The following is a 13,090-nucleotide window of genomic DNA, read 5'->3' as shown; positions in this document are numbered from 1 at the left end:
CCGGTGCTCAGTACGGCCAGTTGCCGTCGGGGCGCAGCTGGAAGCGTGCGCACCAGTCGAGCACGCCGCCGGCGTCGGCCGGCAGCAGGCAGGCGCACAGCGGCGGCTCGTCGCGCAGCAGGCCCCAGGCGAGCATGCCGGTGAGGGGGTTCTCCAGCGTGGCGGTGGTGAGTCCGCGCGCCTGCAGCGGGCCGAGGTAGCGGCGCGCGCTGTCGAGCAGGCGCTGGTCCTGCGGCGAGCGGCTGGCGCGGTAGTCGAACTTCATCAGCTTCAGCAGGCTTTCGCAGCGTCGCGGCGCGCTCGCGCGAAAGCTCTGCCGCAGCGCCGCCACCTCGGGCTCGACCGGCACGCCGCTGTTCTGCTGCCAGTCGAGGGAGGCCATCGTCAGCAGGATGCGCCCGTTGTCGGCGCGCCCCAGCTCCTCGACCAGCAGTTCGTCGAGGCTCTGGGCGTGGGCGGGCCCCAGTACGAGGGCGGCCAGCAAGGCGCCGGTGACGGCTTTCAAGGCGACGGTCTCCAGGTGGGGGGCACCGGCGCCGCGGGGCACGAGCGGCCGCGGCGGCAGCGCCGGGCCGCGTTCACGACGGGTCTTCGGCGGCATCGGTGTACAGGGCGACGGCGTCGCGCCCGCCGTGCTTCACCCGGTAGAGCGCGCGGTCGGCGCGGGCGAGCAGGCGGTCGACGTCGGTGTCGGTGGTTTCGAGCATCGCCACGCCGATGCTCATCGTGGTGCCGGCGTGCACGCCGGGCTCGATCTCGATGGCGAGCGCGCGCACCTGCACGCGCAGGCGCTCGGCGACCTCGATCGCCGCGGCGGTGTCGGTTTCGGGCAGCAGGGCGACGAATTCCTCGCCGCCGGTACGCCCGAACACGTCGGGCGTGCGTAGCGCCGCGGTGCAGGCGCCCACCACGGCGCGCAGCACCGCGTCGCCGGCGGCATGGCCGTGGGTGTCGTTGATGCGCTTGAAGTGGTCGAGGTCGAGCACCAGCGCCGCGAGCGGGTGGTGGTAGCGGCGGGCGCGCTCGACCTCACTGCGGGCGCGCTCGAGCAGCGCACGGCGGTTGAGCACGCCGGTGAGGGCGTCGGTATTGGCGATCTCGTGGAGGCGCCGTTCGCCCTCGGCGAGCCGGGCGTTGGCGGCGCGCAGCTCCTCGGCCTGCGCGTGCAGTCGCTGCTGCAGTTCGCGCGCGGCGGAGATGTCGACGTGGGTGCCGACCATGCGCAGCGGGCGGCCCTCGGCGTCACGGTCGATCACCACGCCGCGGTCGAGGATCCACTTGTAGGCGCCGTCGCGGCAGCGCACGCGATGCTCGCTGCGGTAGGCGGGCACGCGCCCGGCCAGGTGCGCGTGCAGGTCGGCCAGCACCTGCTCGCGGTCGTCGGGGTGGATGCGCTGCTCCCATTCCACCGCGAGATCGGCGATCTCGCCTTCGGCATAGCCGAGCATCGCGCGCCAGCGTTCGGAGTGGTACTCCTCGCCGGTCTGCACGTGCCAGTCCCAGACGCCGTCGTCGGCGCCCTGCAGCGCGAAGCGCCAGCGCTCCTCGGCGTGCGCGAGCGCATCGCGCAGCGCCTCGAGGCGGCGGGTGCGGCGGCGCGCGGCGCGGCCCAGCTGCGCGATCGCCCCGGCCATCACGAGCATGCCGAGGCCGGCCACCACGGCGGTGACGGCGAAACCGCGGCGCTCGCCGGCGCTCAGGGCTCTGCGTTCGCAGTCGTGTGTGAACGGGGAGTCGCGCACCAGCTGCGTGTAGGTCGCACCCCCCGCGGTGGCCAGCAGCACGCCGCTCAGGCTGAGCGCGAGCAGGGCCGGGTGGCGCGGGCAGGGGTTGACGGGTGGGGACGGCGACATGCGGGATCCCGGACGTGGCAGGGCCGGGGAATTCTACGGGCAAGCCGCGGCCGCGGCGTCATGTTTCGATGGCGCGGCCGGCGTCCTCACGGCCCGCTGGGCACCGTCTCCTGCAGGCGGTGCAGGCCCGCGTAGACGCCGTCGCGCGCGAGCAGTTCGGCGTGCGTGCCGATCTCGACGATGGCGCCCTTCTGCATCACCACGATGCGGTCGGCGTTCTCGATGGTCGACAGGCGGTGGGCGATGATGAAGGCGGTGCGGCCTTCGCGCAGCCGCTCCAGCGCCTGCTGCACCTGGCGCTCGCTGTGGGTGTCGAGCGCCGAGGTGGCTTCGTCGAGGATCAGGATCGGTGCGTTCTTCAGCAGCGCGCGGGCGATGGCGATGCGCTGGCGCTGGCCGCCCGAAAGCCGAGTGCCGCGCTCGCCGATCACGGTGTCGAGCCCGTCCGGCATCTCGCGGATGAACTCCATGGCGTGCGCCGCGGCGGCGGCGGCCTCGATCGCGGCGCGCGCGGGCGGGGTGGCGCTGCCGTAGGCGATGTTGGCGGCGACGCTGTCGTTGAACAGCACGATGTCCTGGCTGACATAGGCGATGTTGGCGCGCAGCGACGCCAGCGTGAGTTCGGCGATGTCGATGCCGTCGATGCGGATGCGCCCGGCGCTCGGCTCGTAGAGCCGCGGCAGCAGCGCCATCAGCGTGGTCTTGCCGCTGCCCGAGGCGCCGACCAGGGCGACGGTCTCGCCGGCGCGCACGTCGAGGTCGATGCCGGCGAGCACCTGCGCCGCGCCGCTGGCGTAGCTGAAGTGCACGTCCTCGAAGCGGACCTCGCCGCGGGCGCGGCCGAGTGCGCGCGTGCCGGTGTCGGGCTCGGGGGTGGCGTCGAGCAGCGCGAAGATGCTCTCGGCGGCGGCGAGGCCGCGCTGGAGCTGGTCGTTGACGCGGGTCAGGCGCTTGATCGGCGCGAACATCATCGCCATCGCGCCGAACAGCGAGACGAAGCCGCCGACGGTGATGTTGCCCTGCGCCGATTCGAGCGAGGCGAGGTAGATCACCGCGGTCAGCGCGAGCACGCCGAGCAGCTGGATGCCGGGCACGCTCGACTCCACCGAGGTGGCGAGCTTCATCTGCAGGCGGCGCACCCAGTTGGCGGTGCGGAAGAAGCGCGCGCGTTCGTAATCCTGGCCGCCGAAGATCTTCACCACCTTGTGCCCGGTGAGGACCTCCTCGACGACGCGGTTGAGCTCGCCCATCTCGCCCTGCAGGCGCCGGCTCAGCTGGCGCAGGCGTCGCGACGACAGGCGCATCACCAGCGCGATCAGCGGGGCGATGGCGAGCGTCAGCAGCGACAGCTTCCAGTTCAGGTAGAACATCCAGGCGAGCAGGCCGAGGACCGATACGCCGTCCTTGACCAGCGTGACCAGCGCGTCGGTGCACGCGGTCATCACCTGGGTGACGTCGTAGGTGATCTTCGAGAGCAGCGTCGCCGAGGGGTGGCGGTCGTAGTAGCGGGTCGGCAGCTGCAGCAGGCGGGCGAGCATCGCGCAGCGCAGGTCGGTCACGGTGCGCGTGGCCACCCACTTCATCGACACCGCGCCGGTGAAGTCGGCCACGCTGCGGATCAGGAACAGCCCGATCAGCAGCAGCGGCACGTCGCGGATCGCCTCCGGGTCGCGCGCGACGAAGCTGCCGTCGAGCAGCGGCTTGAGCAGCGCCGCGATCGCCGGCTCGGTCAGCGCGAGCACGACGGTGCCGACGAGCGAGAGCGCGAACATCCGCCTGTGCGGCTTCACATAGTGCAACAGGCGCAGGTACAGCTCTCGGCTGGTCATCAGCGGCGGCTTCGGCTTCGGCAGGGGAACGTTGAATGGTAGCGGTCCGCGCGCGGACGTGTCATGGCAGTGCACGGCGGCCGCCGCTCAAGGTGTCACACTCCTTTACAGCCAAGGCGCCGTCGGCGGCGGGGAGCGTGGAGGGGCGTGGTATCATCGCCCGCCGCGAACATGGACCTGGCGCCCCGTTCGCCCTGCATTTCCCCGCAACGGATCGCGGTACCTGCGGGTACCGGCACGGTGGCAGACATCCTCATGACCCCAACCCTGAATGTCGACTTGCTGATCATCGGTGGTGGTGTTTCCGGCCTGTGGCTGCTCAACCGTGCGCGCCGCGAGGGTTACAACGCGATCCTCATCGAGGGCAGCCAGCTGGGCTCCGGACAGACCGTCCACGGCCAGGGCTTCATCCTCGGGCAACCGGTGATCGGTCCGATCAGCCCCAACGACCCCGGGCTGAAGCTCCTGGCGCAGATGCCGGAGCGCTGGCGCCGTCACCTCGCCGGCGCCGTCGACGACGTCGATCTCTCGCAGGCGGCCACCCTCGCCGAACGCACCTACAGCTGGACGCTCGACAGCAAGAAGCCGGGAGGCTTCGGCATCGGCAAGCTGTTCCGCCGCAAGAGCAGCGTGCGCGAGGCCACCGGCACGCCGGTGGGCGAAACGACGGAGCTGCCGGCTTCGCTGCGCCACGAGGGGTTTCGCGGCGAGTTGCGGCTGATCGAGGGGCTGGTGGTCGACAACCGCTCGGTGGTGGCGGCGCTCGCGGCACCGGTGATGCCCTACGTGTTCCAGAACCGCGGCCCGGCGGTGAAGGCGCGCGACGGCGCGTTCAACCTGCGCGCCGACGGGCGTGAGCCGGTGGTGATCAAGGCACGCAAGATCGTGTTCACGGCCGGCATCGGCGTCACCGTGCTCGGCTGCGTGCCGCTGCACGTCTGGCGCCAGCACATGGTCATGGTGCGCGGCGCCCACCTGCCCGACGACCTGTACGTCAACGCCATCGACCGCGACGGCCAGCGCCGCTTCAACCTCACTTCGCACCGCGACAACGAGGGGCGCGCGGTCTGGTACGTCGGTGGTGCGCTCGCCGACGTCGGCTCGCAGTTCGAGCCGGCGCAGCAGATCGCGGCCTGCCGCAAGGAGCTCGCCGAGCAACTGCCGTGGGTCGACCTGCGCGAGGCCCAGTTCTCGACGGTGCGCGTCGATCGCGCCGCGGCGCGTCAGCGTGCCGGGGTGGCGGTGTTGCCGGTGGTGCGCGAGATGGGCGATGCCATCACGGCGTGGCCGGCGAGCCTCAGCACCATCCCGCTGCTGGTGGATCAGGTCATGGACATGCTGGGTAGCGGCGGCGTGCGCCCCGAGCCGGGCAGCCTCGAACTGCTCGACGACTGGCCGCGGCCCGACGTCGCCGACGACCCATGGGACCAAGACGGCCGCGAATGGCTCTGAAGCGGCCGGCCGGCCGGCCGCGCCGCGCCTACAGCCTGCTGCTCACCCTGCTGACGCCGTTCGCGCTCGCCCGGCTGTGGTGGCGCGGGCGCGCCAATCCGGCCTACCGCGCCCGCATCGGTGAACGCTTCGGCTGCATCGATGCGCTGCCCGCCGCGGGCTGCCTGTGGCTGCACGCGGTATCGCTCGGCGAGGTGCGTGCGGCCGTGCCGCTGGTGCGCGCGCTGCAGGCCCGCCATCCCGACGTGCCCGTGCTGATCACCACGACGACGCCGACCGGCTCGGCCCAGGTGCGCGACACCTTCGCCGAGCGCGTCCATCACGTCTACATGCCCTATGACCTGCCCGGGGCGGTCGCGCGCTTCCTCGCGCGCACGCGGCCGCGGATCGCGCTGATCATGGAAACCGAGCTGTGGCCGAACCTGTTCGCGGCCTGCGCGGCGCGCGGCGTGCCGGTGCTGGTCGCCAACGCGCGGCTGTCGGCGCGCTCGGCACGCGGTTACGCGCGCGTGCCGCGCCTGACCGCGGCCACGCTCGCCGACACCACGCTGATCGCCGCGCAGGCCGACGCCGACGCCGAACGCTTCCGCACCCTCGGCGCGCCGCGCGTCGAGGTGCTCGGCAACCTCAAGTACGACCTCAGCCTGCCTGAAGGGGTCAGTGCGGCGGGCGCGGCGCTGCGGGCCGCCCTCGGCGCCGGGCAGCGCCCGGTGCTGATCGCCGCGAGCACCCACGCCGGCGAGGACGAGGCGGTGCTCGACGCGGCGGCGATGCTGCGCGGCCGCTTTGCGGAGCTGCTGCTGATCCTGGTGCCGCGCCACCCCGAGCGCTTCGACGGCGTCGCTGAACTCGTGCGCCGGCGCGGGCTGCGCGTGCTGCGGCGCAGCCGTGACGCGCCGGCGGCCGGCGCCGAGGTCTACCTCGGCGACACGCTCGGCGAACTGCTGCTGCTGTACGCGGCGGCCGACCTCGCCTGGGTCGGCGGCAGCTTCGCCGCGGTCGGCGGCCACAACGTGCTCGAACCGGCCGCGCTCGGGCTGCCGGTGCTGTTCGGGCCGCACATGTTCAACTTCGCCGAGGCCGAGCGCCTGCTGCTCGACGCCGACGCGGCGCAGCGGGTCGCCGACGCCGCCGGGCTCGCCGCGCGCGCCGCCGACTGGCTCGCCGATCCGGCCGCCGCGCGCGCCGCCGGGGCGCGCGGGCGTGCCGCGGTGGCGGCGAACCGCGGTGCGCTCGAGCGCCTGCTGGCGCGCATCGAGACCGTGCTCGCCGGCGCCGCGGCGCCCCTCAGCCCGCCGCAGTGACGCCGTCCTCGCTCACCCAGGCGCTCACCAGCGCGCCCGGCACCACCTCGAAGTAGGTGTTGCACAGCGTCACCCCCGGCACCTCCGGGTAGCCCAGTTCCGCCACCTCCATGCGTTCCAGCGCGACGGTCGCCGCGCGCGCCGGGCTGCGCTTGACCTGCTCGCAGGCCACGTACACCGGTACGCCCGCCGCGCGCGCCGCGCGCGCCGCGAGCGCGATCGGCAGCGAGCCCGCCTTGTTGACGCAGCCGCCGTCGGCGAGCCGGGTGTCGGCGCCGAGCAGCACCGCGTCGGCGCCGGCCAGCGCGAGCGCGGCCTGGGCGTCGGTGTAGACGCTGACCGGGATGCCGAGCGCGGCGAGGCGGGTGGCGAGGGTCCAGCCCTCGTTGAGCGGACGCGCTTCGGTGACGCGCACCTGCAGCCCGTGGCCGGCGAGGCGGGCGAGGCCGGCGAGCACCGTCGAGCTGAAGCTGTGGGTCAGCACGGTGCGGTCGCGCCCGAGCAGGGTGGCGATGTGCCCGGCGAGCGCCGCGGTGGCGGCGTGCGTGGCGGTGATCAGGCGGGTGGCGGCGTCGGCCGCCGCGCGGCGCGCCACGGCGAGCGTCGGCGGCAGCCCGGCGAGCTCGGCCTGCCAGGCGTCGGTGAGGTTGCCAAGCGGCGCCATGCTCGGGCGGCAGGCGCGCACCTGCGCTGCCGCCGCACACAGGGCCGCGCGCAGCGCGTCGACGTCCTGCGCCGGCAGCGTCGTCGCGAGCGCTGCCAGCAGTTCGAGGCTGCTGCGCGCGAGTTCGGTGGCGCCGTGGCGGCGGTCGGCGGCGAGGGCGGCGAGCCCGGCGGTGAAGGCCGGCGTCACGGTGCCGCCCCGGCCCTGATCGCCTCGAAGCCGGCGAGCGCGGCGGCGCGGCTGGCGGCGAAGTCGACCAGCGGACGCGGGTAGCTCAGGCCCGGCACGAAGCGCGTGCGCGCCTGCTCGTCCGTCGGCAGTGTCCACGGCGCATGCAGCCAGCGCTCCGGCAGCGCCGCGAGCTCGGGCACCCAGCGGCGCACGTAGCGGCCGTCGGCATCGAACTGCTCGCCCTGGCGCTGCGGGTTGAACACGCGGAAGTACGGCGCGGCATCGGTGCCGCAGCCGGCGGTCCACTGCCAGCCGAGGCTGTTGGCGGCGAGGTCGGCGTCGACCAGCGTGTCCCAGAACCAGCGCGCACCCTGCTGCCAGGGGATGCGCAGGTTCTTGACCAGGAAGCTCGCCACCAGCATGCGCACGCGGTTGTGCATCCAGCCGCTCGTCCACAGCTCGCGCATGCCCGCATCGACCAGCGGGTAGCCGGTGCGCCCGCGCTGCCAGGCGGCGAGCTCGGCGGTGGCGTCGGCTGCCCAGGGGTAGCGCGCGAAGCGTTCCTGCATCGGCTGCTCGGCGGTGTGCGGGAAGTGGAAGAGCACGTGGTGAGCGAACTCGCGCCAGCCCAGCTCGCGCAGGAAGGCCTCGCCGCCGGGGTGTTCGAGCGGCGCGCCGGCGCAGGCCGTGGTGACCGCGTGCCACACCTGCCGCGGCGAGACTTCGCCGAAGTGCAGGTGGGGCGACAGGCGCGACACCCCGGCGCGGCCCGGTCGGTCGCGTTCGTCGCGGTAGCGGGCGAGGGCGGCGTCGGTGAACGCGCCCAGCCGCGCGAGCGCGCCGGTCTCGCCGGGTGTCCACGCCGCGCGCAGCCCGGTATCCCAGCCGAGGCGCGGCAGCAGCCCGAAGGTGGCGAGCGGCACGCTCGCCGGCCACGCGGCCGGCGCCGGCCGCGCATCCGGGGCGGGCCGGGGGAGGGCGACGGGCGCGCGGCTGGCGGCCTTCCAGAACGGCGTGAACACCCGGTAGGGCTCGCCGGCGCCGCTCGCGAGGGTCCACGGCTCCCACAGCAGGTGCGCCTGGAAGCTCTCGGCACGCAGCCCCGTCGCCCGCAGCGCAGCCTTGACGGCGCTGTCGCGCGCGGTGATCGCCGGTTCGTACAGGCGGTTCCAGTAGACGGCCCCGGCGCCGGTTTCGGCGGCGAGCGCGAGCAGCGCCTGCAGGGTCGGGCCGTGGCGCAGCAGCAGGCGCGAGCCGCGCGCGGCCAGCGCGTCCGCAAGGGCCGCCAGGCTGTGATGCAGCCACCAGCGCGAGGCGGCGCCGGGGGCCCACGGCGCCTCCTCGTCGGGGGCCCAGATGAACACCGGCACGACCTGTGCGTGGTGGGCGCAGGCGTGGGCGAGCGCGGGGTTGTCGGCGAGGCGCAGGTCGCGGCGCAGCCAGACCAGGGCCGTGCTCATCGGCGGGCGTCGCGGGCGGGGCCCCGGTTCAGTGCCCGTGCGGTTCGGCCTCGGCGTCGAGGATGTCGAGCACGTCGCGCAGCGCCCGCGCGGCTTCGTAGCCGAGATCGGTGAGGTAGCCGCCGTCGTGCTGGCTGGTGAGCCCCTTGGCGAACAGGCGCTCCGCCGCGCCGATGATCTCGGCGGCGGCATGGCTGTGGATCTTCAGGCCGCGCTGGTGCGAGTTGAGGTCGAACAGGGCCAGCAGGCGCAGTTCGGCGAGGGTCTCGGGCGTCAGGGGGTGGGCCATGGGGGGCGCGGTCTCCGGTCTCGGGATCAGGCCACGACGCGCACGGGGCGGCCGGCGACGAAGGCGCGGATGTTTTCGGCGAGCTGGCCGACCATCCGCTGCCGCGATTCGCGGCTGCCCCAGGCGTTGTGCGGGGTGACGATGAGGTTGGGCAGGTCCAGCGCGAGCAGCGGATTGCCGTGCACGGGTGGCTCTTCGGTGAGCACGTCGAACGCGGCGCCGCCGAGCCTGCCGGCGCGCAGGGCGGCGGCCAGCGCCGCTTCGTCGACCAGGCCGCCGCGCGCGGTGTTGATCAGCAGCGCGTCGGGTTTCATCAGCGCGAGTTCGGCTGCGCCGATCAGGTTGCGGGTTTCGGCGGTCAGCGGGCAGTGCAGCGACAGCACGTCCACCTGCGGCAGCAGTTCGGCCAGCGCGACGCGCCCGCCGGCGCTGGGCTGGCCGGGGCGGGCGGCGCGCAGCACGCGCATGCCCAGCGCCTCGGCGAGCTGCGCCACGGCGCCGCCGAGCTCGCCCTGGCCGATGATGCCGAGCGTCTTGCCCGCCAGTTCGCGGATCGGGAAGTCGAGCAGGCAGAACTGCGTGGCCTGCTGCCAGCGGCCTGCGGCCACCGCGCGCTGGTAGTCGGGCAGGCGCGTCGCGAGCGCGAGCATCAGCGTCAGCGTGTGCTGCGCGACCGACGGCGTGCCGTAGCCGCGGCAGTTGCAGACGGTGATGCCGCGCGCCCGCGCGGCACCGAGGTCGACGTTGTTGGTGCCGGTGGCGGCGACGCAGATCAGCTTCAGCGCGGGCGCGGCGGCGAGCACCGCGGCATCGAGCACCACCTTGTTGCTGATGACGATCTCGGCGGCGCGCACGCGCGCGGCGGTTTCGGTGGCGGCGGTGGCCGGGTGGCAGTGCAGGGCGGGCAGGGCGTCGAGCAGGGGGGCGAGGTCGAGATCGCCGAGATCGAGCGAACCGCGGTCGAGGAACACGCCGTGCATGGACCGGCTCCGGGGGTGGGCGGGGATGCGGCACCGTAGCAGGGTCGCGCCGGGCCGGCCAGTCTCGCCGCACGGAAGGTGAACCCGCCGGCGCTGCGGCGTGTCCCTTCTATACTCGACGCCCCCGTTGCCGCCGAGGAGCGCACATGACATCGACGGACGTCCGCCCCTTTCGCCATGGTCGCGAGCCCGCGACCGGCATCCTGCTCTGCAACCTCGGCACGCCGGCGGCCCCCACGGCCGCCGCGCTGCGCCGCTACCTCGCCGAGTTCCTCTGGGACCCGCGCGTGGTCGAGATTCCGCGGCCGCTGTGGTGGCTGATCCTGCACGGCGTGATCCTGCGCGTGCGCCCGGCGCAGTCGGCGGCCAAGTACGTGAGCATCTGGACCGAGGCCGGTTCGCCGCTGCTCGCGATCGCGCGGCGGCAGGCGGCAGGGGTGCAGGCGCGCCTGAGCGCCGTCTGCCGGGCGCCGGTCCACGTGGCCCTGGGCATGCGCTACGGCGAGCCATCCATCGCCGCGGCGCTGCGGGAGCTGCGCGAGCGCGGCTGCGAGCGCATCCTGCTGCTGCCGCTCTACCCGCAGTACTCGGCGAGCACGACGGCCAGCGCCTTCGATGCCGTGGCCGCCGAACTGCGGCGCTGGCGCTGGGTGCCGGAGCTGCGCACCGTCGGCAGCTACCACGACGCACCCGGCTACATCGATGCGCTCGCCGCCAGCGTGCGTACCGCCTGGGCCGAGGCGGCGGCCGGCGAGCGCCTGCTGTTCTCGTTCCACGGGCTGCCGCGGCGCAACCTCGAACTCGGCGATCCGTACTTCTGCCAGTGCCACAAGACCGCGCGCCTCGTCGCCGAGCGGCTGCAGCTCGGCGAGGGGCGCTGGGCCGTGGCCTTCCAGTCGCGGTTCGGGCGCGCCGAATGGCTGCAGCCCTACACCAGCGTGCTGCTCGCCGAATGGGCGCGCGCCGGCGTCAGGCGCGCGGACGTGATCTGCCCCGGCTTCTCGGCCGACTGCCTGGAAACGCTCGAGGAGATCGCCGTCGAGAACCGCGACACGTTCGTGCACGCCGGGGGCGAGGCGCTGCGTTACATCCCCGCGCTGAACGACACGCCGGCCCACCTCGACCTGCTGGTCGGCCTGATCCGCCAGCACTGCGGCGGGTGGCCCACGTTCGACGCGGCGGCCCCGTCCGATACCCGCACGCCAGGACGGACGCGGGCGCTCGCGCTGGGGGCGGCGGACTGACAGGGGCACCAATGGAAGAGCGCCGGCGGGGTCGTCCCCCGCCGGCTACAGCTTGCCAAGCAGCCTGACTTGGTCGAGAAGGTGATGCACCGTGCCGATCTCGCGCCGTCCTGGCGCCAAGGCCGACACAGGTCCGTCCGTGGAGCGCCCGATCCCTGGCGCGACGTTCCGTGTCTCCGGCCCCGCCACGGGCCGCGTCCATCGGGATCCTTGTCCGTGCGGAGCAGGCGTTGCGCCTGAACTCCGTGCCTTCATGGCCGTAACGTCCGTGTCCGCGCTTCCTGTGCGTGCGGCGAATGTCCTTCCCTTCGCCGGCGGGCTGCCTGCCCATGGCGCGTATTGTCGCAGATAATCCCGGGGCGACCAGCCGTCGGGGGGGCGAAAAAGCCTCTTCGCGTGTCCGCCTGAGGCTGAATCTGTTGTGCGAAATTTCTTACTCCCGAGCGATCCGGCCGTGGATCGCGTCGCGCCTACTTGCTTCGCCACCGGAGGCCGCATGCCCGCGCTCTACCCCGAGATCAAGCCCTACGCCGCCCATCGCCTGGCCGTCGACGCACGGCACGTCCTCCACGTCGAGGAGTGCGGTCGCGCGAGCGGCCTGCCGGTGCTGTTCCTGCACGGCGGGCCGGGTGCCGGGTGCCAGCCGCTGCACCGGCGCTTCTTCGACCCCGAGCGCTACCGCATCGTGCTGTTCGATCAGCGCGGCGCCGGGCAGAGCACCCCGCACGCGGAGCTCGTCGACAACACCACCTGGCATCTCGTCGCCGACATCGAGCAGATCCGCCGGGCGCTCGGCATCGAACGCTGGGTGGTGTTCGGCGGCTCGTGGGGCTCGACGCTGGCGCTCGCCTACGCCCAGACGCACCCCGAGCGCGTGCTGGGCCTGGTGCTGCGCGGCATCTTCCTGTGCCGGCCGCACGACATCCGCTGGTTCTATCAGGAGGGCGCGAGCCGCCTGTTCCCCGATGCCTGGGAAGGCTACGTGGCGCCGATCCCCGAGGCCGAACGCGGCGACATGGTGGCGGCGTACTACGCCCGCCTGACCGGCGACGACGAGATCGAACGCATGCGCTGCGCCAAGGCGTGGTCGGTGTGGGAGGGCACGACGCTGTCGCTGCTGCCGAGCGCGAGCACCGTCGACCAGTTCGCCGATCCGCACATGGCGCTGTCGCTCGCGCGCGTCGAATGCCACTACTTCATGCACGACAGCTTCCTCGCCCCCGACCAGCTGGTGCGCGATGCGCCCCGGCTCGCCGGCATCCCGGGGGTGATCGTGCACGGGCGCTACGACGTGATCTGCCCGCTCGACGGGGCCTGGGCGCTGCACAAGGCGTGGCCGGGGTCGCGGCTGGAGATCGTCGCCGACGCCGGGCATGCGGCGAGCGAACCCGGCATCGCCGCGGCGCTCGTGCGCGCCACCGACGAACTGGCGGATCGCTACGCGTGATCGGGCTGCTGCAGCGGGTGACGCAGGCGCGGGTCGAGGTCGACGGCCATGTTCGCGGCGAGATCGGCCGCGGGCTGCTGGTGCTGGTCGGCGTCGAGCGGGGCGACGGCGAGGCACAGGCGGCGCGCCTGCTCGAGCGCCTGCTCGGCTACCGCGTGTTCCCGGATGACACCGGGCGGATGAACCGCAGCCTCGCCGAGCTCGGTGGCGGCCTGCTGCTGGTGCCCCAGTTCACCCTGCCGGCGGATACGCGCAAGGGCACGCGGCCGAGTTTCACGCCGGCCGCCGCACCGGCCGAGGGCGAGCGTCTGTTCGCGCATCTGGTCGCCCTGGCCCGCGCGGCGCACGCGCCGGTGTCGACCGGCGTGTTCGGCGCGCAGATGCAGGTGAGCCTGGT

12 protein-coding genes are annotated in these 13,090 nt (G+C 73.8%); 5 read left to right on the top strand and 7 right to left on the bottom strand.

Annotated features, from left to right (window positions below; all coding sequences use genetic code 11):
• Positions 1 to 7: 7 nt before the first annotated feature.
• From EV699_RS16025 to msbA, 3 genes are all read right to left on the bottom strand, one after another.
• The gene (locus EV699_RS16025) at positions 8 to 505 is read right to left on the bottom strand and encodes a hypothetical protein (protein ID WP_132544618.1); all 498 of its coding nucleotides are present in this window, start codon (positions 503 to 505) and stop codon (positions 8 to 10) included.
• Positions 506 to 578: 73 nt separating this feature from the next.
• The gene (locus EV699_RS16020; RefSeq protein ID WP_132544616.1) at positions 579 to 1,853 is read right to left on the bottom strand and encodes a GGDEF domain-containing protein; all 1,275 of its coding nucleotides are present in this window, start codon (positions 1,851 to 1,853) and stop codon (positions 579 to 581) included.
• An 86-nt stretch (positions 1,854 to 1,939) separates the two neighbouring features.
• Complete coding sequence (gene msbA / locus EV699_RS16015) at positions 1,940 to 3,682, bottom strand: lipid A export permease/ATP-binding protein MsbA (RefSeq protein WP_132544614.1); 1,743 nt, start codon at positions 3,680 to 3,682, stop codon at positions 1,940 to 1,942.
• Positions 3,683 to 3,937: 255 nt separating this feature from the next.
• Between msbA and EV699_RS16010 the strand changes: the two genes are divergently transcribed.
• On the top strand, positions 3,938 to 5,134 hold the full coding sequence (locus EV699_RS16010; protein ID WP_165904173.1) for an FAD-dependent oxidoreductase: 1,197 nt from the start codon (positions 3,938 to 3,940) through the stop codon (positions 5,132 to 5,134).
• Positions 5,125 to 6,438: a lipid IV(A) 3-deoxy-D-manno-octulosonic acid transferase gene (gene waaA / locus EV699_RS16005; RefSeq protein WP_132544610.1), complete on the top strand. Its 1,314-nt coding sequence runs from the start codon at positions 5,125 to 5,127 to the stop codon at positions 6,436 to 6,438. Before EV699_RS16010 ends, waaA begins: the two co-directional genes overlap by 10 nt.
• Here the strand turns inward: waaA and EV699_RS16000 are convergent.
• The 4 genes from EV699_RS16000 to EV699_RS15985 are packed head-to-tail and all read right to left on the bottom strand — an operon-like array spanning position 6,422 to position 10,002.
• On the bottom strand, positions 6,422 to 7,291 hold the full coding sequence (locus tag EV699_RS16000) for an eIF2B alpha/beta/delta subunit family protein (protein ID WP_132544608.1): 870 nt from the start codon (positions 7,289 to 7,291) through the stop codon (positions 6,422 to 6,424). The genes waaA and EV699_RS16000 overlap by 17 nt on opposite strands.
• Complete coding sequence (locus EV699_RS15995) at positions 7,288 to 8,733, bottom strand: cryptochrome/photolyase family protein (protein WP_132544606.1); 1,446 nt, start codon at positions 8,731 to 8,733, stop codon at positions 7,288 to 7,290. The genes EV699_RS16000 and EV699_RS15995 overlap by 4 nt, the downstream gene beginning before the upstream one ends.
• A 28-nt stretch (positions 8,734 to 8,761) precedes the next feature.
• Positions 8,762 to 9,022 (bottom strand): TIGR02647 family protein, encoded by a 261-nt coding sequence (locus EV699_RS15990; protein ID WP_132544604.1) that lies wholly within the window; start codon positions 9,020 to 9,022, stop codon positions 8,762 to 8,764.
• 26 nt (positions 9,023 to 9,048) lie between these two features.
• On the bottom strand, positions 9,049 to 10,002 hold the full coding sequence (locus tag EV699_RS15985; protein ID WP_132544602.1) for a 2-hydroxyacid dehydrogenase: 954 nt from the start codon (positions 10,000 to 10,002) through the stop codon (positions 9,049 to 9,051).
• Between the two features lie 146 nt (positions 10,003 to 10,148).
• Between EV699_RS15985 and hemH the strand changes: the two genes are divergently transcribed.
• The 3 genes from hemH to dtd form a co-directional block, all read left to right on the top strand.
• Positions 10,149 to 11,246 (top strand): ferrochelatase, encoded by a 1,098-nt coding sequence (hemH, locus tag EV699_RS15980; protein ID WP_132544600.1) that lies wholly within the window; start codon positions 10,149 to 10,151, stop codon positions 11,244 to 11,246.
• Positions 11,247 to 11,742: 496 nt separating this feature from the next.
• Positions 11,743 to 12,693: a prolyl aminopeptidase gene (gene pip, locus EV699_RS15975; protein ID WP_132544598.1), complete on the top strand. Its 951-nt coding sequence runs from the start codon at positions 11,743 to 11,745 to the stop codon at positions 12,691 to 12,693.
• The coding region (dtd, locus tag EV699_RS15970) for a D-aminoacyl-tRNA deacylase (protein WP_132544596.1) at positions 12,690 to 13,090 on the top strand (401 nt) is incomplete at its 3' end. The genes pip and dtd, both read left to right, overlap by 4 nt.

This window comes from Plasticicumulans lactativorans (assembly GCF_004341245.1).
Lineage (GTDB): Bacteria > Pseudomonadota > Gammaproteobacteria > Competibacterales > Competibacteraceae > Plasticicumulans_A > Plasticicumulans_A lactativorans.
The sequence above is the reverse complement of the archived record's forward strand: the minus strand, read 5'-3'. Positions and strand labels throughout refer to the sequence as shown.

Bases quoted from the DNA above. Each gene is read 5' to 3' on its own strand.
- EV699_RS16020 (WP_132544616.1), bottom strand. From the start codon at position 1,853: ATGTCGCCGTCCCCACCCGTCAACCCCTGCCCGCGCCACCCGGCCCTG.
- waaA (WP_132544610.1), top strand. From the start codon at position 5,125: ATGGCTCTGAAGCGGCCGGCCGGCCGGCCGCGCCGCGCCTACAGCCTG.
- EV699_RS15990 (WP_132544604.1), bottom strand. From the start codon at position 9,022: ATGGCCCACCCCCTGACGCCCGAGACCCTCGCCGAACTGCGCCTGCTG.
- msbA (WP_132544614.1), bottom strand. From the start codon at position 3,682: ATGACCAGCCGAGAGCTGTACCTGCGCCTGTTGCACTATGTGAAGCCG.
- pip (WP_132544598.1), top strand. From the start codon at position 11,743: ATGCCCGCGCTCTACCCCGAGATCAAGCCCTACGCCGCCCATCGCCTG.
- EV699_RS15985 (WP_132544602.1), bottom strand. From the start codon at position 10,002: ATGCACGGCGTGTTCCTCGACCGCGGTTCGCTCGATCTCGGCGATCTC.
- EV699_RS16010 (WP_165904173.1), top strand. From the start codon at position 3,938: ATGACCCCAACCCTGAATGTCGACTTGCTGATCATCGGTGGTGGTGTT.
- hemH (WP_132544600.1), top strand. From the start codon at position 10,149: ATGACATCGACGGACGTCCGCCCCTTTCGCCATGGTCGCGAGCCCGCG.
- EV699_RS15995 (WP_132544606.1), bottom strand. From the start codon at position 8,733: ATGAGCACGGCCCTGGTCTGGCTGCGCCGCGACCTGCGCCTCGCCGAC.